Origin of the sequence: Microbacterium sp. NPDC080005, assembly GCF_040702445.1 — a bacterium.
Classification (GTDB): Bacteria; Actinomycetota; Actinomycetes; order Actinomycetales; family Microbacteriaceae; genus Microbacterium; species Microbacterium oleivorans_D.
In genome coordinates this window covers 224,806-251,311 of record NZ_JBFBLD010000002.1, presented here as the reverse complement: position 1 = coordinate 251,311, position 26,506 = coordinate 224,806, and the positions used below count along the sequence as shown (strand labels likewise).

Here is a 26,506-nt window from a genome sequence, read left to right as displayed (position 1 = left end):
CGTCAGCCGCGCGTCAGGCGGGAGAGCTCGGCGACGAACGCGTCGACGTCGGACTCGGTCGTGTCGAACGAGCACATCCAGCGCACCTCGTTCTTCGAGGCGTCCCAGTCGTAGAAGCGGAACGACTCGCGCAGCCGGTCGGCCACGCCGTCGGGCAGGATCGCGAAGACGCCGTTGGCCTGCGTCGGCTGGCTGAAGCGCACCCCGGCGATCGACCCGTCCGCGAGACCCGCCTCGACCGCGGAGCGCAGGCGTGCCGCCATCCCGTTCGCGTGACGTGCGTTGCGCAGATAGAGGTCGTCCTCGTAGAGCGCGATCAGCTGTGCAGACACGAAGCGCATCTTCGAGGAGAGCTGCATGTTGAGCTTGCGCAGGAAGGGGAGACCTGCGGATGCCGCGGGGTCGAGCACGACGATCGCCTCCGCAGCGAGGGCGCCGTTCTTCGTTCCGCCGGCGCTCACGACGTCGACTCCCGCGTCGCGCGTGAAGGCCCGGATCGGCAGGTCGAGGGCTGCGGCGGCGTTCGACAGGCGCGCGCCGTCGAGGTGCAGCCGCATGCCGCGCGCGTGCGCGTGGTCGGCGAGGGCGCGGATCTCGTCGGGGGTGTAGAGCGTGCCCAGTTCGGTCGACTGGGTGATCGACACGACGAGCGGCTGCGCGCGGTGCTCGTCGCCCCAACCCCACGCCTCGCGGTCGACGAGCTCGGGGGTCAGCTTGCCGTCGTCGGTGGGCACGTTGAGGATCTTGATGCCGGCGACCTTCTCGGGAGCGCCGCCTTCGTCGACGTTGATGTGGGCGGTGGATGCCGCGACCACGGCTCCCCACCGCGGCAGCATCGACTGCAGGCCGGTGACGTTCGCTCCGGTGCCGTTGAAGACCGGGAACGCCTGCGCCTCCTCGCCGAAGTGACGCGCGAAGACCTGCTGCAGACGCTCCGTGTAGACGTCCTCGCCGTAGGCGATCTGGTGCCCGTCGTTGGCGGCGGCGAGGGCGGCGAGGACCTCGGGGTGCACGCCCGAGTAGTTGTCGCTGGCGAAGGAACGGATCGTCGGGTCGTGGAGCGTCGTCACCCCTCCAGCCTAGGTCGCCGCGGCCTCTGTCTTCCCCGTGTCGGCGCCCGGCGCTACCCTCACCGCATGAGCGACGCGACGACTCCGACGCGCACGGTTCCGCCGGGCGGTATGCGCACCTTCCTGCACGTGCTCGTGAACACGGCCGTCGCGAACGTCACCACGAGCTTCCTCTGGTTCGCGCTGACCTTCTGGGTCTACCTCGAGACGGAGTCGGTGCTCGCGACGGGCATCATCGGCGGCGCGTACATGCTGCTGCTCGCGATCTTCGGCATGGTGTTCGGCACGCTCGTCGACCGGTACCGCAAGCACGCCGTGATGGTGTTCTCCGGCGTGTTCACGCTGGCCGCCTTCCTCGCCGCCGGGGCCATCTACCTCGCGCAGCCCGAGTCCGCGATCCTCGACCTCGGCGGCCCCTGGTTCTGGCTGTTCTCGAGCATCATCCTCATCGGCGCGGTGGTGGAGAACCTCCGCAACATCGCCCTGTCCACCACGGTGACCCTCCTCGTGCCCACCGAACGCCATGCGAACGCCAACGGGCTCGTCGGCACCGTGCAGGGCATCGCCTTCATCGTGACGAGCGCGCTGTCGGGCCTCGCGATCGGCCTGGTCGGCATGGGATGGACGCTCGCCGTCGCGATCGCCTTCACGGCGGTGCCGCTCGTCCACCTGCTGTTCGTCCGCATCCCCGAGGATCAACCGACGCCCGATCCGGGGTCGAAGATCCTCGACATCCGAGGAGCGGCCGCGGCCATCCGTGCCGTCCCGGGACTGTTCGCGCTCATCCTCTTCTCGACGTTCAACAACCTCATCGGCGGCCTCTACATGGCGCTGATGGACCCCTACGGACTCGAGCTGTTCGACGTCAGGATCTGGGGTGCCGTGCTGGCCGTGACGGCGACCGGCTTCCTCATCGGCGGCGGCATCATCGCGGCGAAGGGCCTCGGGAAGAACCCGATCCGCACGCTCCTGCTGGCGGTCGCCGTCATGGGGCTCCTCGGTGCGGTGTTCACGCTGCGCGAGTGGTGGTGGCTGTACGCGCTGGGAATCTGGGCGTACATGACCCTCATCCCCGTGATCGAGTCCGCCGAGCAGACGGTGATCCAGAAGGTCGTCCCGTTCGAGCGGCAGGGCCGGGTGTTCGGCGCCGCGACGGCGCTCGAGGTGTCGACCGGGCCGATCACGTCGTTCGCGATCGCACCGATCGCCGAGTTCTGGGTCATCCCCTATCTGCGCACCGACGAGGGCCGACGCACCTGGTCGTGGCTGCTCGGCGAGGGGGAGATGCGCGGCATCGCGCTGATCTTCCTCGTCGGCGGGCTGATCATGGTGGCGGCGGCGCTCGCCGCGTTCCTGACCCGCTCGTATCGGACCCTGTCCGCGGAGTACCGCGAGGCGCCCGAGACGACCGAAGCGGATGCCGGGGGTCCCGGCATCCCGTCCTCGTCCCGCGAAGCCGCGGGCGGCGTCGCCGCGGACTGAGCCCGCGAAGGGCGCGCGTCGTAGGTGGCCGTGACGCGGCCTTCCGCGTAGGCGCCCTTCGGCGAGACTGAGAGTATGACGAACACCGCGACCGACACCGCGATCCCCGCCCTGGTGATCACGGATGCGCGCGTCCATGTCAGCCCTGAACACGTCAGGACGGGAGATCTGGCCACCGAGGGCGGGCGGATCGTCGCCCGGGCCGCACCGGACCCGATACGCATCGACGGCTCGGGGGCGTCGGTCGTTCCGCTCCTGGTCGACACGGTGTTCGACGAGGCGGAACCACCGGCATCCGATGCCTTCGACCTCGTTCCGGGCAACCCGGCCTCGTTCGCCCTCGTCGCCGGCTCCGTCTCGGCGAGCAGCATCCGCCATCAGCTCGTCGTCCACCCACGGCAGCTGCGTGCCGTGGTCGTCGACGGTGCGGTGTTGGTCAGAGACGGCGTGCCGGTGCGGCCTGAGGATGAGGGCTCGGGTGTCTCTGCGGACGGGAGGCTGGGCGCCTACCGCGACACCATCCGCGATATGACGCAGCACCTGCTGTCGAACGGACGGTACACGGAGACGCGCGGCGGCCGTCGTGACGCCTACACGGGCCGCTACTGGATCGACGGGGATCGGGTCACCTATCTCGACGACACCGGATTCTGGGCTTTCGGCCAGTTCCACGGCGACGTCCTCCATCACGCGGGCTTCGTCCTCCGCCCGGTGCACTGATCCGCGGCGGCCGGCATCCCCCCGGAGCCGGCCGCCGGCGGATCAGGCGTCGGTGGCCCGGATGCCGGCGACGCCGGCGATGACGGGACGCATCTTCTTCTCGAGGGCCTCGAAGAACATCGACAGCGGGAACTCGTCGTCCATCACGGCGTCGGTGTAGCCCTTCGGGGGTCCCGCGAGGATCTCGTCAGAGAGGCCGCGCGCCCACTGCGAGGCGGGGTGGGGGGTGACCGTCTGGCGGACGAGGTCGTAGGCGGCGAGCCAGTGGGCGACCTTGGGGCGGTCGATCGACTCCCAGTAGAGGCGGTCGATCGCGTCGCTCAGCGCGATCACGGCGTCGGCGACGCGGTCCCACTCGAACGCGAGCGACGTGTCGGTCCAGTGCAGGACGCCGCGCTGGTGCAGCCAGGCGAACAGCAGCTGACCGCCGAGGCCGTCGTAGTTGCGGACGCGGGTGCCGGTGATCGCGAAGCGGAAGATGCGATCGAAGAGGACGGCGTACTGCACGAGGCCCGCGTGCTCGAGCATCTCGGCTTCGGCATCCGTCAGCTGCGCCTTCGCCGACAGGTCCTTCTCGATGGCGACGCACTCGCGGAACGCGGTCAGGTCGCACCGCAGCTCCTCCAGCGAGTACAGGAAGAACGGCATCCGCTGCTTGATCATGAACGGGTCGAACGGCAGGTCGCCCCGCATGTGGGTGCGGTCGTGGATGAGGTCCCACATCACGAAGGTCTTCTCCGCCAGCCGCTGATCGTCGAGCAGCCGGGCGGCGGCCTCGGGCAGCTCCAGGCGGGTGATCTCGGATGCCGCCCGCACGACGCGGCGGTAGCGTGCCGCCTCGCGGTCCTGGAAGATCGCACCCCACGTGAACGTCGGGATCTCGCGCATGGCGACGGTCTCCGGGAAGAGGACCGCCGAGTTGGTGTCGTACCCGGGGGTGAAGTCGAGCAGACGGAACGAGACGAACAGCCGGTTCGTGTAGGTCTGCTCGAGCTCGGCGATGAACTCCGGCCAGATCGTCTCGACGAGCACGGCCTCGACCTTGCGGTCGCGGGTGCCGTTCTGCGTGTACATCGGGAACACGACGAGGTGGCGGAGCCCGTCGATGCGGTGCTCCTGCGGCTGGAAGGCGACGAGCGAGTCGAGGAAGTCGGGCACGCCGAAGCCCTCGGACACCCAGCGCTTGAAGTCCCGGACGCTCGCCTCGAGGTAGGCCGCATCATGCGGGAAGGCGGGGGCGAGCGATCGGATGCCGGCGGTGATCGCCTCGACGTGACCGCGGGCGGCGTCGTGGTCGACGGCCTCGGGCACCGAGCCGTCGGCGATCTGCAGCTCCTGGAGGGCGGTCGCGGCATCCCGCAGCATCGTCCAGGCCGCGGAGGTCTCCGCCTGACGGGCGTCCTCGACGACCTCGGGCATTCCGATGATCGTCGACGTGGTGACGGTGCTCATGGCGGACCTCCTATCGGCTCCTCACGGTTTCCTGACGATCTTACGAGAATATTTCCTGCATTTCGAGCCTCTCACCGGAAGGATCCTGTGCGATGTCGTCTGCGGTACCGTCGGAGCGTGGCCGCAGACGAGACCGACACCGCCGACACCGCGATCATCGCGGCCCTGTCGGCCAACGCCCGGGCGACGCTCGCCGACCTCTCCGCGGTCGCCGGACTCTCGGTCTCCGCGACGCAGGCGCGGGTCCGCCGCCTCGAGGCGCGCGGCCTCATCGCGGGCTACCGCGCGGTCATCGACCCCGAGGTCGCGGGCAAGCCGCTCGCGGCGTTCGTCGAGATCACCCCGCTCGATCCCGGCCAGCCCGACAACGCGCCCGAACTCATCGCGCACCTCGACGAGATCGAGGCATGCCACTCCATCGCCGGCGACGCGGCCTACATGCTGTTCGTGCGCGTGGCCACCCCGCGCGACCTCGAGCGGCTGATCCGCGACATCCGCTCCGCCGCCTCGGTCAACACGCGCACGACCGTCGTCCTTCAGACCTTCTTCGAGCACCGCCCCCTGTCCCCGGCCTGACGCTGCCGCCGCCGCCGGGGTGTCAAGGGGAGGCGCGGGGCGCAGGGCGCCCCCTAGCGTGGCGGGATGAGCGACACCCCCATCGGTTCCGAGGTCCTCGTCGTCGCCAACGCCCGGTCGGGTGCCTCGCTGGGGCGGCCCGACCGCGTCCCCGATGTGCAGCGACGGATGCCGGGCGCCACCGTGCACCGTCTGGGTGAGGACGAGACCCTCGACGAGGTCGTCGCAGCGGCCGTGGCCGGTGACCACGCGCCCCAGGTCCTCGCGATCCTCGGCGGCGACGGATCGGTCTCGCGCGCCGCGCACCTCGCCCGTCGCCACGACCTCACCCTGCTCGTCCTCCCAAACGGCACGTTCAACCACTTCGCACGATCGGCCGGCATCGAGGACGTCGACGCCGGCCTCGACGCGTATGCGGCGGGACACGTGCGTCCCGTCGCGGTCGCCGAGGTGTCGGTCGACGGCAGCGAGCCGATCACGGTCCTCAACGCTGTCTCGCTCGGCGCTTACCCCGAGTTCCTCGCCGAGCGCGAGCGCCGCACGAGTCTCGGCAAGTGGTGGGGCGGCGCCGTGGCCGCCTGGCGCGAGGTCCACGGCGCGCACCCTGTCGACGTCGCGCGCGGCGGCAAGCGGGCCCGGGTGTGGTCGGTGTTCGCCGGGGTGGGCCGCAACGACCCCGAGCGGATCGCGACGATGCAGCGGGCGACGCTGCACGACGCCGTCATCGACGTCCGTGTGCATCACGCGCGCGGCTCACGGCTGCGGGCCGTCGCGTCGCTCGCCTTCGGGAGGAACACCGTCAAGGTCCTCCGCGCACTCCGGGTGATGCCCCCGGCATCCGATCTGGAACGCATCCTCGACGACGACTTCATCCTCGAGGTGGGCGCCGGAAGCGCCCCGGACATCTGGGTGCACGACGGCGAGCTCGAGAAGGTGGGCGCCGACGGGTTCCGGATGCGGGTGCGCGCGGTGCCCGACGGGCTGCGGGTCTACCTCCCCGCCGAGCGCGACTGACCGCGGGATACATCCGGGGGCGGATGCCGCCACCGGCCCGACCGCGTAGCGTCGGGGGAGTGTTCCGCAAGCTCCGCCCCTATCAGGCCGCCGTCGATGCGGCCGTCGCGGTGCTGTTCGCGCTGGTGGCGCTGCCGTACGAGTTGAACACCGGGACGATGTCGTCACCCATCGGCGGGTGGTCGGCGATCCCGGTCGTCTTCCTCATGGCCGGCGCCCTCGGCCTGCGACGGTTCTCGCCCGGTTTCGCCCTCGCCGTCGCCTGGGTCGGCGCCGTGGTGCAGATGGGGTTCGGCCGCGGTCCGAGCTTCGCCGACATCGCTATCTTCGCCGTCCTGTACTCGACGGCGGCCTATGGATCCCGCCGCGTCTTCTGGCTGGGGCTCTCCTCCGTCGTCCTCGGCGCCGGGACGATCACGGCCTACCTCTTCCGGTGGGCGTTCATCGGCACGGGCTCGCTGTCCGACATCCCGACCCTGATCTTCGTCCTGCTGGCCGCCCTCTTCGCGCTCGGTCTCTCGTGGACCGCGGGCGCCCTCGTCCGCACGGCGCTCCGCGCCCGGGCGAATCGTGCGGCGCAGTCGCGCGCCGAGGCCGAGACGGCCGCCGAGCAGGAGCGCACGCGCATCGCCCGCGACATGCACGACATCGTCGCGCACTCACTGGCCGTCATCATCGCGCAGTCCGACGGTGCGCGGTACGCCGCGGCATCCGATCCGGCGGCGCAGTCCGACGCCCTCGGCACCATCTCGTCGACGGCGCGTGCGGCGCTGTCGGACGTGCGGCTGCTGCTCACTCAGATGCGCCATTCGCAGGCCGAAGGGCCGCAGCCGACGCTCGCCGACCTCGAGCAGCTGTATGCGCAGGTGCGGGCGGCGGGCACGCCGCTGCGCGTCGACGTCGACCCCGCTCCCACGGCCGAGGTTCCGGCGTCGGTGCAGCTCGCCGTGTACCGGATCCTGCAGGAGGCCCTGACCAACGCGATCCGCCACGGCGGCGACGGCGGGGTCGACGTCGCGCTCGCGTGGCATCCCGACCGCGTCGATCTCTCGGTGCGCAACGACCTCGTCGCCGCGCCGGCGGGCGAGAAGCGCGCCCCCGGGCACGGGCTCATCGGCATGCGCGAGCGGGCGCAGCTGATCGGCGGCCGTCTGGACGCCGCGCCGGCCGGCTCGTCCTTCCTCGTGTCGGGGTCGCTGCCGATCGGCGCGCCCGCCGCATGATCCCCTCTGGAGACCCCGCATGACCCCGATCCGCGTCGTCCTCGTCGACGACCAGGCCCTCTTCCGCGCCGGCATCCGCATGGTCGTCGCCTCGCAGCCCGACCTCGAGGTCGTCGGCGAGGCCTCCGACGGCGCGCAGGCCATCGAGGTCGTCCGCGCGACCCGCCCCGACGTCGTCATGATGGACATCCGGATGCCGGTGATGGACGGCCTCGCCGCGACCGAGGCGCTGCTCGCCGACCCGGATCCGCCCAAGGTCGTCATGCTGACGACCTTCGACCTCGACGAGGCGGCCGCACGCGCCATCCAGCGCGGGGCGAGCGGGTTCCTGCTGAAGGACGCCGATCCCGAGTTCCTGCTCGCGGCGATCCGCACCGTCCACGCCGGGTCGTCCGTCATCGCCGCCGCAGCGACCCGCGACCTGTTCGCGTCGCTCGGCGAGCAGACCCGACCGGTCCCGCCGTCCTTCGGCTCCCTCACCGAGCGCGAGCGCGAGATCTTCCAGCTCGCGGCGCGAGGGCTGTCCAACGGCGAGATCGCGGCGCGGGAGTTCCTCTCCGAGGCCACCGTGAAGACCCATGTCAGTCGCATCCTCGCCAAGCTCAGCCTGCGCGACCGCGTGCAGCTCGTCGTCTTCGCGTTCGAGCACGGCCTGGCCTGACGCGGCCGCCCCGATGGCGGATGCCGGATCATCCTCGCGATGTATGCGGAGGCGCCGTCAGGCCGACGCGGCGCGGATGGCCTGCTCCGTAGCGTCGGAGGCATGGAGATCACGACCACCGACCTGGGCCTCGCCGCCCGCGTCCAGCACCTGACCAAGACCTACGGCGGGGGCGAGTCGATCGTCCGCGCGCTCGATGACGTGACCGTCGGCATCCGCCGCGGGGAGTTCACCGCGATCATGGGACCCTCGGGCTCGGGCAAGTCCACCCTCATGCACATCATGGCCGGACTGGATGCCCCCGCGTCCGGCCGCGTCTGGATCGGCGACACCGACATCACGGGCCTCTCCGACGTCGAGCTGACGATCCTGCGCCGGCGCCGGGTGGGCTTCGTCTTCCAGTCCTTCAACCTCGTCCCGGCCCTCGACGCGATCGGCAACATCCTGCTGCCCTTCGACCTCGACGGCCGCCGGCCGACCTCGCAGGAGCGCACGCGCATCGACGGTCTCGTCGAGACCCTGGGCCTCGGGCCCCGCCTGCGACACCGCCCGCACCAGCTCTCGGGCGGTCAGCAGCAGCGCGTCGCGATCGCCCGCGCCCTCGCGACCGCTCCCGACCTGGTGTTCGCCGACGAGCCGACCGGCAACCTCGACTCCCGCAGCGGACGCGAGGTCCTCTCGCTGCTCGCTGCGGCGAGCGCCGAGCACGGTCAGTCCATCGCAATGGTCACCCATGACCCGGTCGCGGCGTCGTACGCCGACCGCGTGCTCTTCCTCGGCGACGGGCGCATCGTCGCCGACAAGCCGCGTCAGAGCGCCGAGCAGATCTCGGCCCACATGCTCAGCACGGAGGTGACGGCGTGACCACCCTCACCGCTCCGGCCGCCGCCGTCGCCACCGTGCCCGGCGCTGCCCGCTCGTCCCGTCTCGCATGGCTGCGGGAGCGGGGGATGGGCGCGACGATCCTCGTCTCGGCCATCTCGACGGCCTTCGGTGTCGTCCTGCTGTCCGCGACCGGGTACATCTCCGCGGTGCTCAGGGCCAACCCGATGTACGGCTCATCCGACACGATGATCGTCGTGCTGGCTCTGCTGAGCGGCATCCTGCTCGCCGTGGCCGTCTACGTCGCCGCCATCGTGACGGCCAACACGTTCTCGACCATCATCGCCGGCCGCACCCGGCGCATCGCCCTCCTGCGGCTGATCGGCGCGACCGCCCGGTCGCAGCGGAGCGAGGTCGCGCGGCAGGGACTGACCGTCGGCGCGATCGGCGCCCTCCTCGGGCTCGGTGCGACGACCCTCGCGATGCTTGCCGCGGTTCCCTTCCTCGATCGGGCCCTCGGGGTCACGTCGGACTGGTCGCCCGTGCAGCCGGTGCTCCTCCTCCCGACGATCGCCGTCGCCCTGACGACGTGGGTCGCTGCCTGGTCCGGGTCGCGACGCGTGCTCACCGTCACGCCCCTGGAGGCCCTCGGCGGGTCCGTCGAGCGCTCCCGCGAGGAGATCGCCGAGGGTCGGGGTCGCAAGACCACGGCCATCGTGCTGGGTGCGCTGGGCGCCCTCCTCCTCGGCGGGGGGCTGCTGCTCGGTCTCCTCAGCCCCGTCGGTGTGCTCGTCGCCTTCTTCGGCGGTCTGTTCAGCTTCACGGCCGTCGCGATCAGCGCGGTCTCGATCATGCCTCCGCTCCTGCGAGCGACCGGGCGCCTGTTCGGGAGGTCCGTCACCGCGCGGCTGGCGGCGGAGAACGCCGTCCGCTACCCGGAGCGCTCGAGCCGCATGGCCATCGGCGTCGTCATGGGTGTCGCGCTCGTCGTGATGTTCGCGGTCGCCGCCGAATCCGCCAAGGCCCTCGTCACGGCCTCGGGCGGCGGCGAGCCGGACCCGTCCTTCAACGAGATGATGGACGTGTTCTCGACGGTCATGATGTGCCTGGTCGCCGTCAGCGCGGTCATCGCCGCCGTCGGCCTCGTGAACCTCCTCACGATCGGTGTCGTCCAGCGCAAGCGCGAGCTCGGTCTGCTGCGCGCGCTCGGGCTGACGTCGGCGCAGATCCGTCGGATGGTGCTCATCGAGGCTGCCCACGTCACCGTCACGGCGCTGCTGTTCGGCCTGACCCTGGGTGTCCTCTACGGCTGGGTCGCGGCGCAGTCGCTCCTCGGGTCGGTCGCCGTCCCGCCGCTGTGGATGTCGCCGACGTTCGTCGCGCCGGCCGTCCCCTGGCTTCCCGTGGCGATCGTCGTCGTGGCGACGGCCGCGCTGACCCTGGCGGCCGCGGTCGCCCCCACGCGGATCGCGACGCGCACCGCTCCCGTCGAGGCGTTGTCGGAGTGAGACCGTCGCCCCTCCGCGTGATCTGTCCGGGTCACGGGGAGGGGCGGCATCCGTCCGTCAGGCCTCGGCAGCGGGCGGGTCGTAGGACCACGTGGGCGCGAGCGCACGCAGGCGGATGCCGCGGTACTGCCACGCCGCCCACAGCAGCGGCCAGAGGGGCAGCGCCGCAGAGCCGCCGATCGTGAGGCGGTCACGCCACAGCGTCTTCGACGGATCGCCCGGCAGAGGGCTCACCGCCATCTGGTGGTCCCAGACGTCGAGGGCTGCGAGGGGACCGGTGAGGGGGATGCCGCTGTCGCGGAAGATCCGCACCGGACCGTTCGTGTCCTCGGTGTACCGGTCGCTCGCGTGGATGAGCTGCTGACCGACCGGGATGAGGCCGAGTGCGCGGATCTCGACCGGCACGTCGGCTCCAGGCTCGAACGAGGTCGGAAGCGCCGCGGCCATGGGACCCATGTCGAGCAGCGGCCCGTACAGCTCGGTCACCGCGCGCGGGGAGTGCAGGGCGCGCCAGGCGGCGTCGGCGGTGCAGTCGAGCTCGAGCTTGAGGAGGATCCGCATGCGTCCACTCTCGCATTCCTCCGTGGTACCGGATACGTTGGGAGCGCTCTCAGGCCCTCCTCGCTCCGGCGACTCCGCGAAAGACCCCCATGCCTCTCGAACCCGCCATCGAATCCGGCGACCGCTCGCACACCCTCGCCCCCGTCGAGTCCGTCGCGCAGATCTCGTCGATGCTGCTCGACACCGACCCGACCCTCGACCCGGCGCTCGCCGAGATCGCGCGCACGGCCGCGGCCGAGGGGGTCGTACTCCTGACCAACGACGGCACCCTGCCGCTGGGCGAGCGCGCCGTCGCCGTGTTCGGCCGGGTCCAGGTCGACTGGTTCGCCGTCGGTTACGGCTCGGGCGGCGACGTGAAGGTGCCCTACATCTGGAACCTGCTCGCGGGGCTCCGCGACGCGGGCGTCCGCGTCGACGACGAACTCGCGACCGTCTACTCGACCTGGTGCGCCGAGAACCGTCCGGTGTTCACCGCCGACTGGGGCCAGTGGCCGCACCACTTCCCGGAGATGCCGATCGACGACGTCGACGTCGCAGCCGCCGCCTCTCGCGCCGATACCGCGGTCGTCGCCATCGGTCGCGCGGCCGGCGAGGCGCGCGACAGCATCCTCGAGGCCGGGAGCTACTACCTGACCTCGGCGGAGCGCACCCTCCTCGACGCCGTCACCACTCACTTCGACCGCGTGGTCGTCGTCATCGACGCGGGGAACGTGATGGACCTCTCGTGGATCGTCGACTACGGCGACCGGATCAGCGCCGTCCTGTTCGCCTGGCAGGGCGGCATGGAGGGCGCCCGCGCGGTCGCGGGTGTGCTGGCGGGCGAATCGACGCCCAGCGGCAAGCTCACCGACACCATCGCGCGCAGCTACGAGGACTACCCGAGCTCCTCGAACTTCGGCGGCCTCGACGTCAATGTCTACGCCGAGGACGTCTTCGTCGGTTACCGCTACTTCGAGACCTTCGCGCCCGACCGCGTGCTGTTCCCCTTCGGACACGGTCTGTCGTACACGACCTTCGACCTGTCGGCGACGTCGACCACGGACGCCGGCACCCTGACCCTCGATGTCGTCGTCACCAACACCGGGGAGCGCGCCGGCAAGGAGGTCGTGCAGGTCTACACCGGTGCCCCCGATGGAGCCCTCGGCAAGCCCGCCCGTCAGCTGGCGGCGTTCGCCAAGACGGGGCTGCTCGCGCCGGGGCAGAGCGAGACGATCCGCCTCGGAGTGCGTCTCGACGACCTCGCGTCGTACGACGACAGCGGTGTGACCGGCACCCGGAACGCGTGGGTCCTCGAGGCGGGCGCGTACCCCGTGTTCGTGGGGACCGACGTGCGCTCGGCCTCGCGCGTCGCCGGGTTCGAGGTGCCCGAGACCCGGGTGGTGCGCACCGCCGCCGAGGTCGCCGCCCCCGTCCACGCCTTCGAGCGCCTCACGCTCGCCCGTGCTGCAGACGGCTCCGCCGTCATCGCCCGTGAGACCGTGCCCCGGCGCACGGTCTCACGGGCAGAGCGGATCCTCTCCGCTCTGCCCGCCGAGATCCCGCCGACGGGGGACCGGGGTATCGATCTCTCCGACGTCGCGCGCGGCAGCGCGTCCCTCGATGACTTCGTCGCGCAGCTCAGCGACGAGGAGCTCTCACTGCTCGCCCGCGGCGACGTCACGATGGACAGCCCGCTGGGAGCCGCCGGCAACGCCGGTGTGCTGGGCGGGGTGTCCGAGTCGCTGCGCGCCAAGGGGGTGCCGCCGATCACCACGACCGACGGTCCGAGCGGCATCCGGCTGTCCGCATACGCCTCGCTGCTGCCGTCGGGGACGGCGTTCGCCTCGACCTGGAACGTCGCCCTCATCGAGGAGCTCGCCGCCCTGCACGGGCAGGAGATGCTGCGCAAGGGCTCGGACGTCCTGCTGAGCCCCGGCATGAACATCCACCGGGACCCGCTGTGCGGCCGGAACTTCGAGTACTTCAGCGAGGACCCGGTCGTCTCGGGACGCATCGCCGCGGCCGTCGTGCGCGGTGTGCAGAGTGCCGGGCTCGCGGCCTGCCCGAAGCACTTCGCCGCCAACAACCAGGAGACCAATCGCACCCGCAACGATTCGCGGGTCTCCGAGCGGGCCCTTCGGGAGATCTACCTGCGCGGCTTCGAGATCTGCGTCCGCGAGGCCGCGCCCCGCCTGATCATGACCTCCTACAACCAGATCAACGGCGTGTGGGCGCACTATCACCACGACCTCGTGACGGTCGTCCTCCGCGAGGAGTGGGGTTATGAGGGCACCGTCATCACCGACTGGTGGATCGAGGAGTCCGTCGACCCCGACTTCCCCGCCCTCGAGGACAACGCGTACCGGGTCCGCGCGCAGGTGGACGTCCTCATGCCGGGCGGCGTGAAGAAGGACGGTGCGCCGCAGGCGTACGCGGACACGACGATCCTCGACTCCCTCGCCCGGGCGGAGGGGATCACCCGCGGTGAGCTGCAGCGCACGGCGCGGAATGTGCTGCGGCTCGCTGTGGCGCTGAAGCCGGTCGTCGACGCTCGTACGCTGGAGGGATGACCGCGAGCCCGTTCGACCAGTCCCGCTACCAGCTGCGCTTCGACTGGGGGCAGGAGGGCCTCCGCCGGCTCGCCCCCGCCGACGTCGTCGTGGTCGTCGACGTGCTGCGCTTCTCGTCGACCGTGTCGGCGCAGGTCGCCGGCGGCGAGGCGGTACCGCACGACGACACCGCGCACGCCGTCTCCCGCAACGGTGCCGCCGTCGCCTCCGCGGCTGCCGACGCCGGTGCGGTCGTCTTCCTGGGGTGCCTTCGCAATGCGACGGCGGTCGCCCGTGCGGTGCTGGCCGAACAGAACCGCCGCGCTGCGCGGACGAGCGTCAACGTGATCGCCGCGGGGGAGCTCTCCGGACCGAAGGATGCTGCGATGCTCCGATTCTCCGTCGAGGACCAGCTTGGGGCCGGCGCGGTCTTCGCCGCCCTCGAGGCGCTCGGGCTCGACCATTCCTCGCCGGAGGCGGCCGCGGCGTCCGAGTCGTTCCGCGGCCTGCGCTCCGCCGTCCGACACCTGCTGACGGCGAGCGGATCGGGGCAGGAGCTCCTCGAGGTCGACCGGCGCGCCGAGGTGCTCGCCGCCGCAGTCCACGACGCCGACGACGCGGTGCCGGTCCTGCGGGACGGCGTGTGGCGCGCGTACGAGGCGGTCAGCGCGGAGTGAGGGCCGCGCGTCGGGTCTCGGCGGTGATCTCCCGGCGTCGCCACGTGATGAGGTGACGCGGGTCGAAGGTCGGTGCGCAGCGCGCGCACGAGGTCGCGCGCGTCGCCTTGCGGTGCCGGTAGGCGACGTGACCGGCGGGGCACACCCCGACCCAGGGGGCGAGCTCCGTCGCCGTCTCACCGCGGTGCGTCACCCCGCCGGTGTAGCCGAGTGAGCGCGCGACGCGCTTCCAATCCGCGCCGTGGCCCGCAGCGGCGCCGGCGATCGCGTGGGCGATCTCGTGCAGGATCGTCTGCCGGTTGGTCTCCGCGTCGTACCGCACAGCCAGGTAGCGCGAGAGCGTGATGCGTTTGCGCAGGTAGTCGCACGCGCCCGCGCGTCGCTTCGCGTTGTCGAAGGCGAAGCTCCACGAGTCGTCGAGCAGCTGCCCCAGCAGGGACTCCGCCTCGCGGCGGACGTCGATGAGATCACTCATGCCAGCACGATAGAACGGATGTACGACACTCGCCCGTAACGGCTCAGCTCGCGACCGTGGAACGGTTGCGGCGCCGGTCCACGGCGTCGATCGCGAGGAGTGTGGACTCCAGCTGCTCCTCGGGGGCACCGGCCTCCTGGCGCAGGAAGAGCGCCTTCTTGAAGTCCGCCCGCGCTGAGGCGTCGTCTCCCGCGTCGAAGTGCACCTTGCCGCGGTGCTGGCAGCCGAACGCGGCGACCGCGGCCCAGCCCTGGCCCTCGGCCTCCTCGACGCACGTGTTGAGCTCGTGGATCGCCGCCGCGTACGCGCCGCGGAACTGCTGGACGGTGGCGTGCAGCATGCGGGCCCGCAGCAGGTCCTTGCGCGTGCCGGCCATCCGCGCGAGGCGGACGGACTCCTCCGAGACGACGAGAGCGTCGTCGAGACGCCCGGTGACCTTCAGGAGCCAGACCTTCTCGAGCATCGCCGCGAGGCTGCGCTGCTCGCCGAGCTCGACGAGCCGAGCCTGGCATTCGTCGAGGTCGACGATCTCTCGGAGTGTCTCCGGGTCGTATCCCTTGATGAAGCCCACGGCCATTCCTTCCCACCCAGCGACGTGTGCCTCCAGTGTCGCCGGGCGGTGCCCGGAATCGGCTGAGGGCGCGCCGCGCGTCGTGGCCTCAGCGGTCGAAGACGGATGCCGCGGGCTTCGGCGACGCGGTGGCGTCGGCATCCGTCATGATCCGCGCACCGCGCGCGAACGCCTCGAGCTCGGCGCCGTGGGCGACCTTCGCCGGGTGCGGCCCCGCCGCCATGAGCCGGGGCAGCCAGTCCATCGGCAGCGGCGCCGGCGACGCGGCGATGACGATGTTGCCGAATCGGCCGCTCTTGAGGGTGCGCACCTCGGCCAGCAGCACGACGTGCTCGAGCACCGACCGCACCGTCGCGACCTGGCGCCGCGCGAAGGCCAGCCCGCTGCCGTCGGCGATGTTCACCAGCAGGATGCCGGTGGGGGCGAGGAGCCCCGCCAGGATGCGGTAATACTCCACGCTCGTGATGTGCGCGGGTGTCTGCGCACCGGCGAAGACGTCCGAGACGACGAGGTCGGCGTTGCCCACGACGCCCGCCGGCAGGCGTGCCGCGACGTCGCGCGCGTCGCCGATGCGTACCCGGAGCTGCCCCGTGCGCGGGAGCGGCAGATGCTCGCGGACCAGGTCGATGAGCGCCTGCTCGAGCTCGATGACCTGCTGACGCGACCCCGGACGCGTGTGCTCGACGTACCTGGGGAGGGTCATGGCGCCCGCGCCGAGGTGCACGGCAGTGAGGGGTTCGCCCGGCATCCCGATCTGGTCGATCACGGCGCCCATGCGGGCGACGTACTCGAAGTGCAGGTGCGACGGATCGTCGAGGTCGACGTGCGACTGCGGCGTCGTGTCGACGATGAGTTCCCACCCGCCGGCGAAGCGGCCGGGCACGATGCGCGCCTGCCGCCCGTCGGACAGTCTCGCGACAGGCGGGTCGATCGGGTCGCGGGAGCGGGCCATTCGTCTACGGTAGCCCGCAGGAAGAAACACGATCGAGATGCAGATGTAACCGCTTGCCCGCAGTGCGGCAGGTAGCGTCAGCGGCATCCCTTCGGCAGCGCCGCCCACCCGGCGCGTTGCCGACGAGCCTCATCGGAAGGTGCACAGCAATGCTCCCCATTTCCAGGAAGCGGGTGGTCGCGGGCGCCGCGGCCCTCATCATCGGTGCGCTCGCGCTCAGCGCGTGCGCCAGTCAGCGCGGCGAGAGCGGCGAGGGCGAAGGCGCGGCCGACGTCGACGGCACGTTCGTCTTCGGCGCGTCGGCCGACCCGGCCAGCCTCGACCCCGCGTTCGCCCAGGACGGCGAGACCTTCCGCGTCTCGCGTCAGATCTTCGAGGGCCTCGTCGGCACCGAGCCCGGCACGGCCGACCCGGCGCCGCTGCTCGCGGAGTCGTGGGAGACCTCGGACGACTCGCTGAGCTACACCTTCGCGCTCAAGGAAGGCGTCACCTTCCACGACGGCACCCCGTTCAACGCGGAGGCCGTCTGCTTCAACTTCGACCGCTGGTACAACTGGGAGGGCCTGGCCGCCAGCGAGGCGCTCGGCTACTACTACAACAAGCTCTTCAAGGGCTACGCGTCGAGCCCCGACACCGCCGTCTACGACTCCTGCACCCCGGATGGAGACACATCGGTCACCATCGCCCTGAAGAAGCCGTTCGCCGGTTTCGTCGCGGCGCTCTCGCTCCCCGCCTTCGGGATGCAGTCGCCGACCGCTCTCGAGGAGTACAGCGCGGATGAGGTCGGCGGCACCGCCGAGGCTCCGACGCTCAGCGAGTACGCGATGGGCCACCCCGTGGGCACCGGCCCCTACAAGTTCGACGAGTGGTCGCCGGGCGAGCAGCTGACGCTGAGCTCCTACGAGGACTACTGGGGCGACGCCGGCCAGATCGACGAGATCATCTTCCGCGTGATCGACGACCCGACCGCACGCCGCCAGGCGCTCGAGTCCGGCTCGATCGACGGTTACGACCTCGTCGGCCCCGCCGACACGGCCGCTCTCGAAGAGGACGGCTACACCATGGTGTCGCGTCCGCCGTTCACGATCCTGTACCTCGCCTTCAACCAGGCGGTCCCCGAGCTGCAGGACCCGAAGGTCCGTGAGGCGCTCTCCTACGCGGTCGATAAGGATGCGCTCATCTCGCAGGTCCTCCCCGAGGGCACCGAGAAGGCGACGCAGTTCATGCCGCCGACCGTGAACGGCTGGAACGCCGACGTCACGACGTACGACTACGACCCCGAGAAGGCGAAGCAGCTGCTCGCCGAGGCCGGCTACGACGAGTCCAACCCGCTCACGCTGACCTTCAACTACCCGGTCAACGTCTCGCGTCCGTACATGCCGGACCCCGAGCAGATCTTCACCGTCCTCTCGTCGCAGCTGAACGAGGTCGGCGTCGAGACCACGCCGCAGTCGAATGAGTGGGGCGAATACCTCGACCTCATCACCGGCGGCACGGACCACGGCATCCACCTGCTCGGCTGGACGGGCGACTACAACGACACCGACAACTTCCTGGGCGTCTTCTTCGGCCAGAAGTCGGCGGAGTGGGGCTTCGACAACCCCGAGCTGTTCGAGGCTCTCACCGACGCCCGCGGGATCGCGGACCTCGACGAGCAGACGCAGGTCTACTCCGACATCAACGAGCAGGTCGCCGAGTTCATCCCCGGTGTCCCGCTCGCCCACCCGGCTCCCACCCTGGCCTTCGACCCGCGCGTCGAGAGCTACCCGGCGAGCCCGGTGAACGATGAGGTGTTCAGCGAGATCGTCCTCACGAAGTAAGCCGATCGGGGTGGCTTCGGCCGCCTGACCGGTGCGGGGCGGGAGATCCTCCCGCCCCGCACCGCCCTCCACGAAAGCGACACCCGTGCTGCGAACCATCGGCAAAAGACTCCTGCTGCTGATCCCCACCCTCCTCGGCCTGAGCATCCTCCTGTTCTGGTGGGTGCGGACCCTCCCCGGAGGGCCCGCCCAGGCCCTGCTCGGCGAGAAGTCGACCCCCGAAGCGGTGGCCCGCATCAACGAGCTCTACGGCTTCGACCGGCCGCTCCTCGAGCAGTACTTCACCTGGATCGGCAGGCTCCTCTCCGGCGACTTCGGCAGCTCGCTGCAGACCAGTCGGCAGGTGCTCGAGGAGTTCCTCCGCCGCTTCCCCGCGACGATCGAGCTCTCGATCGCCGCGCTGGTCATCGCCGTCGGCGTCGGTGTGCCCCTCGGGTACTGGGCAGCGCGCCGCCACGGCAAGGCGGCCGACAGCGCCGCGGTCGTGTTCAGCCTGCTCGGCATCGTCGTGCCGGTCTTCTTCCTGGCCTTCATCCTCAAGTACGTCTTCGCCGTCCAGCTGGGCTGGCTGCCCTCCGACGGGCGTCAGAGCCCCCGCATCGACGCGACCCACTACACGAACTTCTACGTGTTCGACGGTCTCATCACCGGGGAGTTCGACGCGGCCTGGGATGCCGTCCTGCACCTGATCCTGCCCGCGCTGGCGCTCGGCACGATCCCCCTCGCCATCATCGTGCGCATCACCCGGGCATCCGTCCTCGAAGTCCAGAACGCCGATTACGTGCGCACCGGCAAGGCGAAGGGCGTGCCGGGGGCGCTGCTGCGCAACCGGTTCATCCTCCGCAACGCGATGCTGCCGGTGATCACGACGATCGGCCTGCAGGCGGGTCTGCTCCTGTCGGGGGCGATCCTCACCGAGACCGTCTTCGCGTTCCCCGGCATCGGGTCGTTCCTCGCGGGGGCGATCTTCAACCGCGACTTCCCGGTCCTCCAGGGCTTCATCATCTTCATCGCGGTCGTCTACGCGCTCATCAACCTGCTCGTCGACGTCTCGTACAGCCTGATCGACCCGAGAGTGAGGGTCTCATGAGCACCGTCCTTCCCCCCGCAGCCGGCGGCAGCCCCGCTGAGGACGCGACCGCCGTCGACCTCAAGGCCGGCAGCGGCGGCGCGCCGCGCGGCGGCTTCTGGCACGACGTGTTCCGGCGCCTGCGCCGCAGCCCCACCGCCTGGGCGGGTCTCGCCATCGTGCTGCTGTTCGTCCTCGTGGCCCTCCTCGCGCCGCTGCTCGCGCCGTATCCCGAGACGGCCCTGCCCGGCGCACGCGAGATCACCCCGACCTTCATCCCCGGACCCGGCGAGATCGCTTCGTTCCCGCTCGGCCTCGACCGGTTCGGCGGCGACGTCCTGTCGAAGCTCATCTGGGGCGCCCGGGCGTCCCTCGTCATCGGTGTCGTCTCCACGGCCTACGGCCTCATCGGCGGGATGCTGCTGGGGCTCATCGCCGGTACGTTCGGCGGCTGGGTCGACAACCTGATCATGCGACTCGTCGACATCCTGCTCTCGGTGCCGAGCCTGCTCCTCGCCGTCTCGATCGCGGCGATCCTCGGGCAGAACCAGAACTCGGTCATGATCGCCATCGGTGTCGCACAGGTCCCGATCTTCGCGCGCCTGCTGCGCGCCTCGATGCTGCAGCAGCGCTCGGCCGACTACGTCCTCTCGGCGCAGACCCTCGGCCTCGGTCGCGGGCGCATCACCATGACGCACGTGCTGCCCAATGCGGTCGGCCCGGTCATCGTGCAGGGCACGCTGTCGCTGGCGACGGCCGTCATCGACGCCGCCGCTCTGTCGTTCCTCGGCCTCGGCGGCGGCCGCCCCGAAACGGCGGAATGGGGGCGCATGCTCACCTACGCGCAGGCTGAGCTCGCCATCGCGCCGTGGCTCGCGTTCCTCCCCGGCATCTGCATCGCCATCACCGCCCTCGGGTTCACCCTGTTCGGCGAGGCGCTCCGCGAGGCCATGGACCCCCGCACCCGCGGGCGCTGAGCATGAGCCGGCGGCGGCTGATCGCCGTGATCGCGCCGCTCGTCGTCGTGGTCTCCGGTCTCGTCGCGGCCTACCTCTCGGGCGGACTGGGCAACTCGGCGGTTCCTTGATCAGCGAGGGGTAGCCGCTGCGGGGGATCGCTTCGCCGGCCACCCTCCGGGGCGGTTCCGAGTTCGGTTCTCGCGGGTCAGACGGCGATGTCGAGCTCGTTGCCGGGGATCGAGGCGAGCAGGTTGCGGGTGTACGGGTCGCGCGGGTTGGTGAAGATCTCTTCGCTCGAGGCGGCTTCGACGAGTGCGCCGTCCTTCATGACGCACACGTAGTCGCTGATGAGGCGCACGACGGCGAGGTCGTGCGAGATGAACAGGTAGCTCAGGCCGTACTCGGTCTGCAGGTCGCGCAGCAGCGAGAGGATCTGGTCCTGCACGAGCACGTCCAGGGCCGACACGGGCTCGTCGCAGACGATGAGCTCGGGGGAGAGTGCGAGGGCGCGCGCGATGGCGACGCGCTGGCGCTGGCCGCCCGAGAGCTCCGACGGGTAGCGACGCAGCGCCGACTCCGGCAGCGCGACATCGTCGAGCAGCTTCCGCACCCGAGCGGCACGGTCCTTCGCGGAGCCGCGGCTGTAGAAGTCGAGGGGCTCCTGGACGATGCGCTCGATCGTGAACATCGGATTCAGCGACGAATACGGGTCCTGGAAGATCGGCTGCACCTTCTGACGGAACTCCCGCAGCTGACGTCCCCTGAGGGATGCCACATCCGTGCCGTCGAAGCGGATCGTCCCCTCCGTCGGGTCGACGACCTTCAGCAGCATCCGCGCCGTCGTCGTCTTGCCCGAGCCGGACTCGCCGACGATCGCGACGGTCTCGCCGCGGGGGATCGAGAAGGACACGTCCTTGACGGCCGCGAAGTCCTCCTTCTGGCCACGAACGTTGTAGAGCTTGGTGAGCCCCTCGACCTCGACGATGTTGTCGACCGGCTTCGCCGCGGCATCCGGGGTCGGCGCGGTGAATGCCTCGGGCCGCAGACGCGCGACCGCGACGGACGGGGCCGCCTTCACGAGGGACTGGGTATACGGATGCTGCGGCTCTTCGAGGATCTGCCGGGCGGGGCCCTGCTCGACGATGCGCCCGCGGTGCATGACGACGACACGGGCGGCGCGCTCGGCGGCGAGCCCGAGGTCGTGCGTGATGAGGAGGACCGAGGTGCCGAGCTCGGTGGTCATGCGGCCGAGCTGGTCGAGGATCGTCTTCTGCACCGTCACGTCGAGCGCGCTCGTGGGCTCGTCCGCGATGAGCAGACGGGGGTTGCAGGCGAGCCCGATGGCGATGAGCGCGCGCTGGCGCATGCCGCCCGAGAACTCGTGCGGGTACTGCTTCGCGCGCTCCTCGGCGTTCGGGAGCCCTGCTGCCGCGAGGGTCTCGACGACCTTCCGGTCGACGTCCTTCTTCGTCGCCAGCCCGTGCGCGAGGAGGGTCTCGGCGACCTGCGTGCCGATCTTCGAGGTCGGGTTGAGGTTCGACATCGGGTCCTGCGGCACGAGTCCGATCTGGGCTCCGCGGATGCCGCGCATCGTCGCCTCCGACGCTCCGACGAGCTCCTGCCCGTCGAGGCGGATGCTGCCCTGCGCGACCTTGCCGTTGCCGGCCAGCAGGCCGATCACCGCCATCGCGGTCGTCGACTTGCCCGAGCCCGACTCGCCGACGATGGCGACCGTCTCACCGGCGGCCAGGTCGAGGTCGACACCCTCCACGGCGCGCACCGCTCCGTCGATGGTCTGGAACTCGACCGCGAGGTCGCGCACCTGGAGGAGGGGCGTGCCGGCGGCGGGGGTGGTGGCGAAGGGCATGGGTCCATCCTGCCCTCCACCCGCCGACGGCGCACGGGTGGATCGCCGGCTTTACCGAGCCGTAACGCCGGTCAGCCGTCGCGGCGGGCGCCTTCGGACGGTCGCACGGTGAATACGTGCGGTTCGGTGTACCCGGCCGCGGCGAAGGCAGCGAGCACCGCGTCGCGCACAGCCGGGACGGCGGCACGCTCGACGAGTGCGATCGCGGAGCCGCCGAAGCCGCCGCCGGTCATCCGTGCGCCGATCGCGCCGTTCTCGCGCGCCGTCTCGACGGCGAGGTCGAGCTCGGGCACCGAGATCTCGAAGTCGTCGCGCATCGAGGCGTGCGACGCATACAGCAGCTCGCCGATCGCGCGGGGGCCCTGCTCACGGAGGGTGCGGACGGTGTCGAGCACACGCTGGTCCTCCGTGACGACGTGACGCACGCGGCGGTAGGTGACCTCGTCCACGAGCTCTTCGACCCGGGGCAGCTCATCGACCCTCACGTCGCGCAGTGCGGGAACACCCATCGCCGCCGCGCCGCGCTCGCAGGCCTCCCGCCGCTCGCGGTAACCGCCCGTCGAGTGCGCGTGCGCGACGCGCGTGTCGATGACCATGAGCTCCAGCCCCGCGGCGTCGAAGCCGAGGGCGACCACCTGGGCGTCGAGGCTTCGGCAGTCGAGGAAGGTGCCGGCATCCGTCTCACCGAGCATCGACGCCATCTGGTCCATGATCCCGGTCGGGGCGCCGACCGCCTCGTTCTCGGCGCGGCGTCCGGCTTGCGCGAGAGCGACGCGGTCGAGGCCGAGCCCCCACACGTCGTTGAGGGCAGATCCGGTCGCTCCCTCGATGGCCGCCGACGACGACAGACCGGCGCCGACGGGGACGTCCGACGCGAAGGCCAGGTCGACGCCGGTGACGGATGCGGCATCCGTCCCGGTCGCCTGCAGCAGCGCCCACGCGACACCGAGCGGGTACCGGGCCCACTCGACGACCTCGTCGCGGCGGCCGGGGAACAGCGCGTCGAGGTCGGCGAGGGCCACCTCGACGGGCTCGGTGTCGAAGGTGGAGACGACGCGGATGCGGCCGTCCGAGCGACGGCCGAGCGCGACGTGCGTGCGGTGGGGCGTCGCGAACGGGAAGACGAACCCGTCGTTGTAGTCGGTGTGCTCGCCGATCAGGTTGACGCGCCCGGGCGCCGACCAGAGGCCGACCGGCTCGCTGCCGGTGAGGGTCGAGAAGAGGCCGTGGGCCTCGCCGGCAGCGGTCACAGGGTGATCCCTTCGATGGCGGTGCGGAGGCGCGCGGCGGCGTCCTCCGGGGGGACGTCGCCGATCCAGGCGCCCATGGCGGCCTCGGATCCGGCGAGGAACTTGAGCTTGTCGGCGGCGCGACGGGGACTCGTGAGCTGCAGGCTCAGTCGCACGGTGTCGCGGCCGACGTGGACCGGCGCCTGGTGCCAGGCGGCGATGTAGGGGGTCTCGGAGTCGTAGAGCGCGTCGACGCCGCGCAGCAGGCGCAGGTACAGCGGCGCGAGCTCGTCCTTCTCGGGCTCCGAGAGCGCCGCGAAGTCGGCGACGTGACGGTGCGGGAGCATGTGGATCTCCAGCGGCCAGCGCGCGGCGAAGGGCACGAAAGCCGTCCAGTGCTCGCCGCGCAGCAGGACGCGGGGACCGGCCTGCTCGAACTCGAGGATGCGCTGGAAGAGGTCGGGAGCGGTCCGGTCGATCGAATCCAGCAGGCGGGTCGTGCGCGGGGTGACGTACGGGTAGGCGTAGATCTGACCGTGCGGATGCTGCAGCGTCACCCCGATCGCCTCGCCGCGGTTCTCGAAGGGGAAGACCTGCTCGATGCCGGGAAGGGCCGACAGGGCGGCGGTGCGGTCGGCCCAGGCCTCGATCACGGTGCGGGCGCGGGTGACGGTCTGCGTACCGAACGAGCCGGTGCGCGCGGGGGAGAAGCAGACGACCTCGGTGCGGCCGACGCTCGTGCGGGTGCGGCCGAGCCCGAGGTGGGCCAGGTCGTCGAGCCCGCGCGGTGGGTCGGTCGCCGCGGGCACGTCATCGGTCGCTTCCGCGAGGGCGGGGCCGAACGACGGCGACTTGTTCTCGAAGACGGCGACGTCGTACACCGACGGGATCTCGGACGGGTTCGTGTCCGACTGCGGTGCCAGAGGGTCGAGCTCGGCGGGCGGCAGGAACGCGCGGTTCTGCCGGTTGGCCGCCACCGACACCCAGTCCCCGGTGAGGACGTCCTGGCGCATCGTGGCGGTCTCCGGCCGCGCGCCGAGGTCGCGGGCGTCGACGGCGCGCTCGGGGCCGAGGGCCGTGCCGGGGTCGTCGAAGTAGATCAGCTCGCGGCCGTCGGCGAGGCGGGTGCTGCGCTTGACGACGCCGGCGCCGAGCTCGGTCATCTCCGCGGGCGTGGGCTCGAACTCCGTCGTGTTCACGTCAACACGGTAGCCGAGGGTCGTGTTATCGTCAACATCACGCGGATCTCCGGAGTCGGTGCCGGGGCCGCACCGGGAGGATGCCGTGCAGCGACGCGTCTCGATGGCCGACGTGGCCGCAGCTGCGGGCGTCTCGGGACAGACCGTCTCGCGGGTCGTCAACGGCAGCCCGCGGGTCGATCCCGAGACCCGGGCCCGTATCGAGGCGGCGATGGCCGACCTCGGCTACCGCCCGCATCGCGCCGCCCGGGCGCTGCGCACCGGGCGCTCCGGCACGATCGGCGTGATCGTTGCGACCCTGGCGACCGTCGGGAACTCCCGGATGCTCGAGGCCGTAGCGTCCGCCGCCGCCCGGCGCGACCTGGCGGTCACGCTCGTCTCCCTGGCCGAACGCGCGGAGATCGCCGACGCGTTCGACCGGCTGCACGACCTCGGGGTGGACGGCGCGATCGTCCTCAACGAGGCGACCGCGATCGCCGAGGGCGTCAGCCCGCCGACGGGGCTCGCGCTCGTCGCCGTCGATTCGCCCGGCGGTGGGTTCGCGACCGTCCAGTCCGACCACGCGGGCGGAGCCGAGGCGGCCACACGCCGGTTGAAGGATGCCGGCCGCCGTACGATCGCGCACGTCGCCGGTCCGACCGGTTCGTTCGCCGCCGCGGAGCGCGAGCGCGGCTGGCGAAGCGCGCTCGAGGGGCTGACGCCGCGAGAGCCGCTGCGCGGGGACTGGGGCGCGGCATCCGGACACGCGGCGGGTGTCGTCCTCGCCGCGGACCCCGGCGTGGACGCCGTGTTCGCCGCGAACGACCAGATGGCGCTCGGTGTCCTGCGCGCGCTCGCCGAGGCCGGACGCGACGACGTCGCCGTCATCGGGTTCGACGATGTGGCGGATGCCGCGGACTACCGCCCACCGCTGACGACCGTCCGCCAGGACTTCGCCGCGCTCGGCGAGGCCGCCGTCGCCGCTCTCGCCGCGACGCTCGACGGCGAGGCGCCGACGCGCACGGTCGTCCCGACGAGGCTCATCGCCCGCGCGTCGGGCTGACGCGGTCGGCGACGATCAGCGCGGCTCAGCCCGCGTTGCGACGCGCGTCCCAGCCCGTGCGCACCATCTCGTCGACGGTGTAGCGCATCTTCCAGTCGAGGTCGCGGGCGGCGAGCTCGCCGGTGGCGACGATGCGGTCGGGATCGCCGGCCCGGCGCGGTGCGATCTCGGGGGTGAACGCGATGCCGGTGACGCGGGCGACGGCATCCATGATCTCGCGCACCGACAGGCCGTTCTGCGAACCCAGGTTGTAGGCCGGTTCGACCGGTTCGCCCGCGCGCAGGCGCTGGGCGGCGACGACGTGTGCGGCCGCGATGTCGGCGACGTGGACGTAGTCGCGCACGTTCGTGCCGTCGGGGGTGTCGTAGTCGTCGCCGTTGATGCGCGGGGTCTCGCCCTTCAGCAGCATCTCGAAGACGATCGGGAAGAGGTTGTGGGGGCTCGTGTCGTAGACGGACGGGTCGCCCGAGCCGACGACGTTGAAGTACCGCAGCGAGGTGTGGCGAAGGGGTGTATCGGATGCCGCGGTCGCGACGCCCTGCGCGGCGATGAGCCACTCGCCGATGAGCTTCGATTCGCCGTAGGGCGAGGCGGGACGCTTCGGCAGGTCCTCCGTGACGAGCGGGACGTCGGGCGTGCCGTAGACGGCCGCGCTCGACGAGAACACGATGTTCGTGACCCCGGCATCCGCCATCGCCGCGAGGACGACACGGGTGCCCTCGACGTTCTGCTCGTAGGTGTGCAGGGGGCGCTGCACCGAGACGCCCGCGTACTTGAAACCTGCGACGTGGATGACGCCCTCGACGCCGTGGTTCCGGAGGGTGTCCGCGACGAGCGCCTGGTCGAGGATCGTGCCCTGGACGAAGGGGACCCCCTCGGGCACGAACGACGCGTGCCCGCTCGACAGGTCGTCGAGGACCACCGGGTCGAGACCCGCCTCGGCGAGAGCGCGGACGATGTGCGCGCCGATGTACCCAGCGCCTCCGGTGACGAGCCAACTCATGGTGCCGAGCCTACTGGCGCGGGACG

Annotated in this window: 24 protein-coding genes; 14 read left to right on the top strand and 10 right to left on the bottom strand. The window is 71.3% G+C overall.

From position 1 onward, the window contains the following. Window positions 1-2 precede the first annotated feature (2 nt). A complete protein-coding gene (locus tag AB0259_RS08125; RefSeq protein WP_366222419.1) occupies window positions 3-1,070 on the bottom strand; it encodes a low specificity L-threonine aldolase in 1,068 nt (355 codons plus the stop codon). A gap of 66 nt (window positions 1,071-1,136) precedes the next feature. Between AB0259_RS08125 and AB0259_RS08120 the strand changes: the two genes are divergently transcribed. Next, on the top strand, window positions 1,137-2,552 hold the full coding sequence (locus tag AB0259_RS08120) for an MFS transporter (RefSeq protein WP_366222420.1): 1,416 nt from the start codon (window positions 1,137-1,139) through the stop codon (window positions 2,550-2,552). A gap of 75 nt (window positions 2,553-2,627) precedes the next feature. Beyond that, window positions 2,628-3,272: an Atu4866 domain-containing protein gene (locus tag AB0259_RS08115; RefSeq protein ID WP_251578170.1), complete on the top strand. Its 645-nt coding sequence runs from the start codon at window positions 2,628-2,630 to the stop codon at window positions 3,270-3,272. Window positions 3,273-3,314: 42 nt separating this feature from the next. On the opposite strand, the gene AB0259_RS08110 is transcribed toward AB0259_RS08115, so the two are convergent. Continuing rightward, the gene (locus AB0259_RS08110; protein WP_366222422.1) at window positions 3,315-4,724 is read right to left on the bottom strand and encodes a DUF6421 family protein; all 1,410 of its coding nucleotides are present in this window, start codon (window positions 4,722-4,724) and stop codon (window positions 3,315-3,317) included. A gap of 117 nt (window positions 4,725-4,841) precedes the next feature. Here AB0259_RS08110 and AB0259_RS08105 point away from each other — a divergent pair, with 117 nt between their 5' ends. The 6 genes from AB0259_RS08105 to AB0259_RS08080 all read left to right on the top strand — a co-directional run bounded on the left by AB0259_RS08105 (window position 4,842) and on the right by AB0259_RS08080 (window position 10,528). Continuing rightward, entirely contained in the window at window positions 4,842-5,300 is a 459-nt protein-coding gene (locus tag AB0259_RS08105) for an Lrp/AsnC family transcriptional regulator (RefSeq protein WP_251578174.1), read from the top strand. A 66-nt stretch (window positions 5,301-5,366) separates the two neighbouring features. Then, on the top strand, window positions 5,367-6,314 hold the full coding sequence (locus AB0259_RS08100) for a diacylglycerol kinase family protein (protein WP_366222423.1): 948 nt from the start codon (window positions 5,367-5,369) through the stop codon (window positions 6,312-6,314). Window positions 6,315-6,373: 59 nt separating this feature from the next. Further along, window positions 6,374-7,537: a histidine kinase gene (locus tag AB0259_RS08095; RefSeq protein ID WP_366222424.1), complete on the top strand. Its 1,164-nt coding sequence runs from the start codon at window positions 6,374-6,376 to the stop codon at window positions 7,535-7,537. Window positions 7,538-7,556: 19 nt separating this feature from the next. Continuing rightward, window positions 7,557-8,198: a response regulator transcription factor gene (locus AB0259_RS08090; protein WP_366222425.1), complete on the top strand. Its 642-nt coding sequence runs from the start codon at window positions 7,557-7,559 to the stop codon at window positions 8,196-8,198. Between the two features lie 102 nt (window positions 8,199-8,300). Beyond that, window positions 8,301-9,062, top strand: coding sequence for an ABC transporter ATP-binding protein (locus tag AB0259_RS08085; RefSeq protein ID WP_251578182.1), 762 nt, complete (start codon window positions 8,301-8,303; stop codon window positions 9,060-9,062). 86 nt (window positions 9,063-9,148) lie between these two features. Continuing rightward, window positions 9,149-10,528, top strand: coding sequence for an FtsX-like permease family protein (locus AB0259_RS08080; RefSeq protein ID WP_366222713.1), 1,380 nt, complete (start codon window positions 9,149-9,151; stop codon window positions 10,526-10,528). Between the two features lie 57 nt (window positions 10,529-10,585). Here AB0259_RS08080 and AB0259_RS08075 read toward each other — a convergent pair whose 3' ends face one another. Beyond that, window positions 10,586-11,089, bottom strand: a complete 504-nt coding sequence (locus tag AB0259_RS08075) for a hypothetical protein (RefSeq protein WP_366222427.1) — start codon at window positions 11,087-11,089, stop codon at window positions 10,586-10,588. 89 nt (window positions 11,090-11,178) lie between these two features. Between AB0259_RS08075 and AB0259_RS08070 the strand changes: the two genes are divergently transcribed. Both AB0259_RS08070 and AB0259_RS08065 read left to right on the top strand, forming a co-directional pair. Further along, entirely contained in the window at window positions 11,179-13,638 is a 2,460-nt protein-coding gene (locus AB0259_RS08070) for a glycoside hydrolase family 3 N-terminal domain-containing protein (protein ID WP_366222428.1), read from the top strand. Continuing rightward, window positions 13,635-14,294: a 2-phosphosulfolactate phosphatase gene (locus AB0259_RS08065; protein WP_251578188.1), complete on the top strand. Its 660-nt coding sequence runs from the start codon at window positions 13,635-13,637 to the stop codon at window positions 14,292-14,294. Before AB0259_RS08070 ends, AB0259_RS08065 begins: the two co-directional genes overlap by 4 nt. Here AB0259_RS08065 and AB0259_RS08060 read toward each other — a convergent pair. The 3 genes from AB0259_RS08060 to AB0259_RS08050 form a co-directional block, all read right to left on the bottom strand. After that, window positions 14,281-14,769, bottom strand: coding sequence for a SprT-like domain-containing protein (locus tag AB0259_RS08060; protein ID WP_251578190.1), 489 nt, complete (start codon window positions 14,767-14,769; stop codon window positions 14,281-14,283). The genes AB0259_RS08065 and AB0259_RS08060 overlap by 14 nt on opposite strands. 43 nt (window positions 14,770-14,812) lie before the next feature. After that, window positions 14,813-15,340, bottom strand: coding sequence for a hypothetical protein (locus tag AB0259_RS08055; protein ID WP_064003759.1), 528 nt, complete (start codon window positions 15,338-15,340; stop codon window positions 14,813-14,815). Between the two features lie 88 nt (window positions 15,341-15,428). Further along, window positions 15,429-16,292: a spermidine synthase gene (locus AB0259_RS08050; RefSeq protein WP_251578194.1), complete on the bottom strand. Its 864-nt coding sequence runs from the start codon at window positions 16,290-16,292 to the stop codon at window positions 15,429-15,431. A gap of 149 nt (window positions 16,293-16,441) precedes the next feature. Here AB0259_RS08050 and AB0259_RS08045 point away from each other — a divergent pair, with 149 nt between their 5' ends. The 3 genes from AB0259_RS08045 (at window position 16,442) to AB0259_RS08035 (ending at window position 20,158) form a co-directional block, all read left to right on the top strand. Beyond that, entirely contained in the window at window positions 16,442-18,112 is a 1,671-nt protein-coding gene (locus AB0259_RS08045; protein ID WP_366222430.1) for an ABC transporter substrate-binding protein, read from the top strand. A gap of 85 nt (window positions 18,113-18,197) precedes the next feature. Beyond that, complete coding sequence (locus tag AB0259_RS08040; protein WP_366222432.1) at window positions 18,198-19,202, top strand: ABC transporter permease; 1,005 nt, start codon at window positions 18,198-18,200, stop codon at window positions 19,200-19,202. Continuing rightward, window positions 19,199-20,158 carry an ABC transporter permease gene (locus tag AB0259_RS08035; RefSeq protein ID WP_251578200.1) on the top strand — a complete coding sequence of 320 codons (960 nt, stop codon included), beginning with the start codon at window positions 19,199-19,201 and terminating at the stop codon, window positions 20,156-20,158. Before AB0259_RS08040 ends, AB0259_RS08035 begins: the two co-directional genes overlap by 4 nt. 187 nt (window positions 20,159-20,345) lie before the next feature. On the opposite strand, the gene AB0259_RS08030 is transcribed toward AB0259_RS08035, so the two are convergent. From AB0259_RS08030 to galT, 3 genes are all read right to left on the bottom strand, one after another. After that, window positions 20,346-22,007, bottom strand: a complete 1,662-nt coding sequence (locus AB0259_RS08030) for an ABC transporter ATP-binding protein (RefSeq protein WP_366222435.1) — start codon at window positions 22,005-22,007, stop codon at window positions 20,346-20,348. Between the two features lie 71 nt (window positions 22,008-22,078). Further along, window positions 22,079-23,257 carry a galactokinase gene (gene galK / locus AB0259_RS08025; protein WP_251578203.1) on the bottom strand — a complete coding sequence of 393 codons (1,179 nt, stop codon included), beginning with the start codon at window positions 23,255-23,257 and terminating at the stop codon, window positions 22,079-22,081. Beyond that, window positions 23,254-24,399, bottom strand: coding sequence for a galactose-1-phosphate uridylyltransferase (gene galT / locus AB0259_RS08020; protein ID WP_366222714.1), 1,146 nt, complete (start codon window positions 24,397-24,399; stop codon window positions 23,254-23,256). Before galT ends, galK begins: the two co-directional genes overlap by 4 nt. A gap of 139 nt (window positions 24,400-24,538) precedes the next feature. Between galT and AB0259_RS08015 the strand changes: the two genes are divergently transcribed. Next, window positions 24,539-25,477, top strand: coding sequence for a LacI family DNA-binding transcriptional regulator (locus tag AB0259_RS08015; protein WP_366222716.1), 939 nt, complete (start codon window positions 24,539-24,541; stop codon window positions 25,475-25,477). Between the two features lie 25 nt (window positions 25,478-25,502). On the opposite strand, the gene galE is transcribed toward AB0259_RS08015, so the two are convergent. Next, window positions 25,503-26,480 (bottom strand): UDP-glucose 4-epimerase GalE, encoded by a 978-nt coding sequence (gene galE / locus AB0259_RS08010; protein WP_251578207.1) that lies wholly within the window; start codon window positions 26,478-26,480, stop codon window positions 25,503-25,505. Window positions 26,481-26,506 lie beyond the last annotated feature (26 nt).

Bases quoted from the DNA above. Each gene is read 5' to 3' on its own strand.
- AB0259_RS08060 (WP_251578190.1), bottom strand. From the start codon at position 14,769: ATGAGTGATCTCATCGACGTCCGCCGCGAGGCGGAGTCCCTGCTGGGG.
- AB0259_RS08015 (WP_366222716.1), top strand. From the start codon at position 24,539: ATGGCCGACGTGGCCGCAGCTGCGGGCGTCTCGGGACAGACCGTCTCG.
- AB0259_RS08045 (WP_366222430.1), top strand. From the start codon at position 16,442: ATGCTCCCCATTTCCAGGAAGCGGGTGGTCGCGGGCGCCGCGGCCCTC.
- AB0259_RS08090 (WP_366222425.1), top strand. From the start codon at position 7,557: ATGACCCCGATCCGCGTCGTCCTCGTCGACGACCAGGCCCTCTTCCGC.
- AB0259_RS08120 (WP_366222420.1), top strand. From the start codon at position 1,137: ATGAGCGACGCGACGACTCCGACGCGCACGGTTCCGCCGGGCGGTATG.
- AB0259_RS08085 (WP_251578182.1), top strand. From the start codon at position 8,301: ATGGAGATCACGACCACCGACCTGGGCCTCGCCGCCCGCGTCCAGCAC.
- AB0259_RS08115 (WP_251578170.1), top strand. From the start codon at position 2,628: ATGACGAACACCGCGACCGACACCGCGATCCCCGCCCTGGTGATCACG.
- AB0259_RS08075 (WP_366222427.1), bottom strand. From the start codon at position 11,089: ATGCGGATCCTCCTCAAGCTCGAGCTCGACTGCACCGCCGACGCCGCC.
- galT (WP_366222714.1), bottom strand. From the start codon at position 24,399: ATGACCGAGCTCGGCGCCGGCGTCGTCAAGCGCAGCACCCGCCTCGCC.
- AB0259_RS08070 (WP_366222428.1), top strand. From the start codon at position 11,179: ATGCCTCTCGAACCCGCCATCGAATCCGGCGACCGCTCGCACACCCTC.
- galE (WP_251578207.1), bottom strand. From the start codon at position 26,480: ATGAGTTGGCTCGTCACCGGAGGCGCTGGGTACATCGGCGCGCACATC.
- AB0259_RS08080 (WP_366222713.1), top strand. From the start codon at position 9,149: ATGGGCGCGACGATCCTCGTCTCGGCCATCTCGACGGCCTTCGGTGTC.
- AB0259_RS08065 (WP_251578188.1), top strand. From the start codon at position 13,635: ATGACCGCGAGCCCGTTCGACCAGTCCCGCTACCAGCTGCGCTTCGAC.
- AB0259_RS08030 (WP_366222435.1), bottom strand. From the start codon at position 22,007: ATGCCCTTCGCCACCACCCCCGCCGCCGGCACGCCCCTCCTCCAGGTG.
- AB0259_RS08035 (WP_251578200.1), top strand. From the start codon at position 19,199: ATGAGCACCGTCCTTCCCCCCGCAGCCGGCGGCAGCCCCGCTGAGGAC.
- AB0259_RS08110 (WP_366222422.1), bottom strand. From the start codon at position 4,724: ATGAGCACCGTCACCACGTCGACGATCATCGGAATGCCCGAGGTCGTC.
- AB0259_RS08100 (WP_366222423.1), top strand. From the start codon at position 5,367: ATGAGCGACACCCCCATCGGTTCCGAGGTCCTCGTCGTCGCCAACGCC.
- AB0259_RS08050 (WP_251578194.1), bottom strand. From the start codon at position 16,292: ATGGCCCGCTCCCGCGACCCGATCGACCCGCCTGTCGCGAGACTGTCC.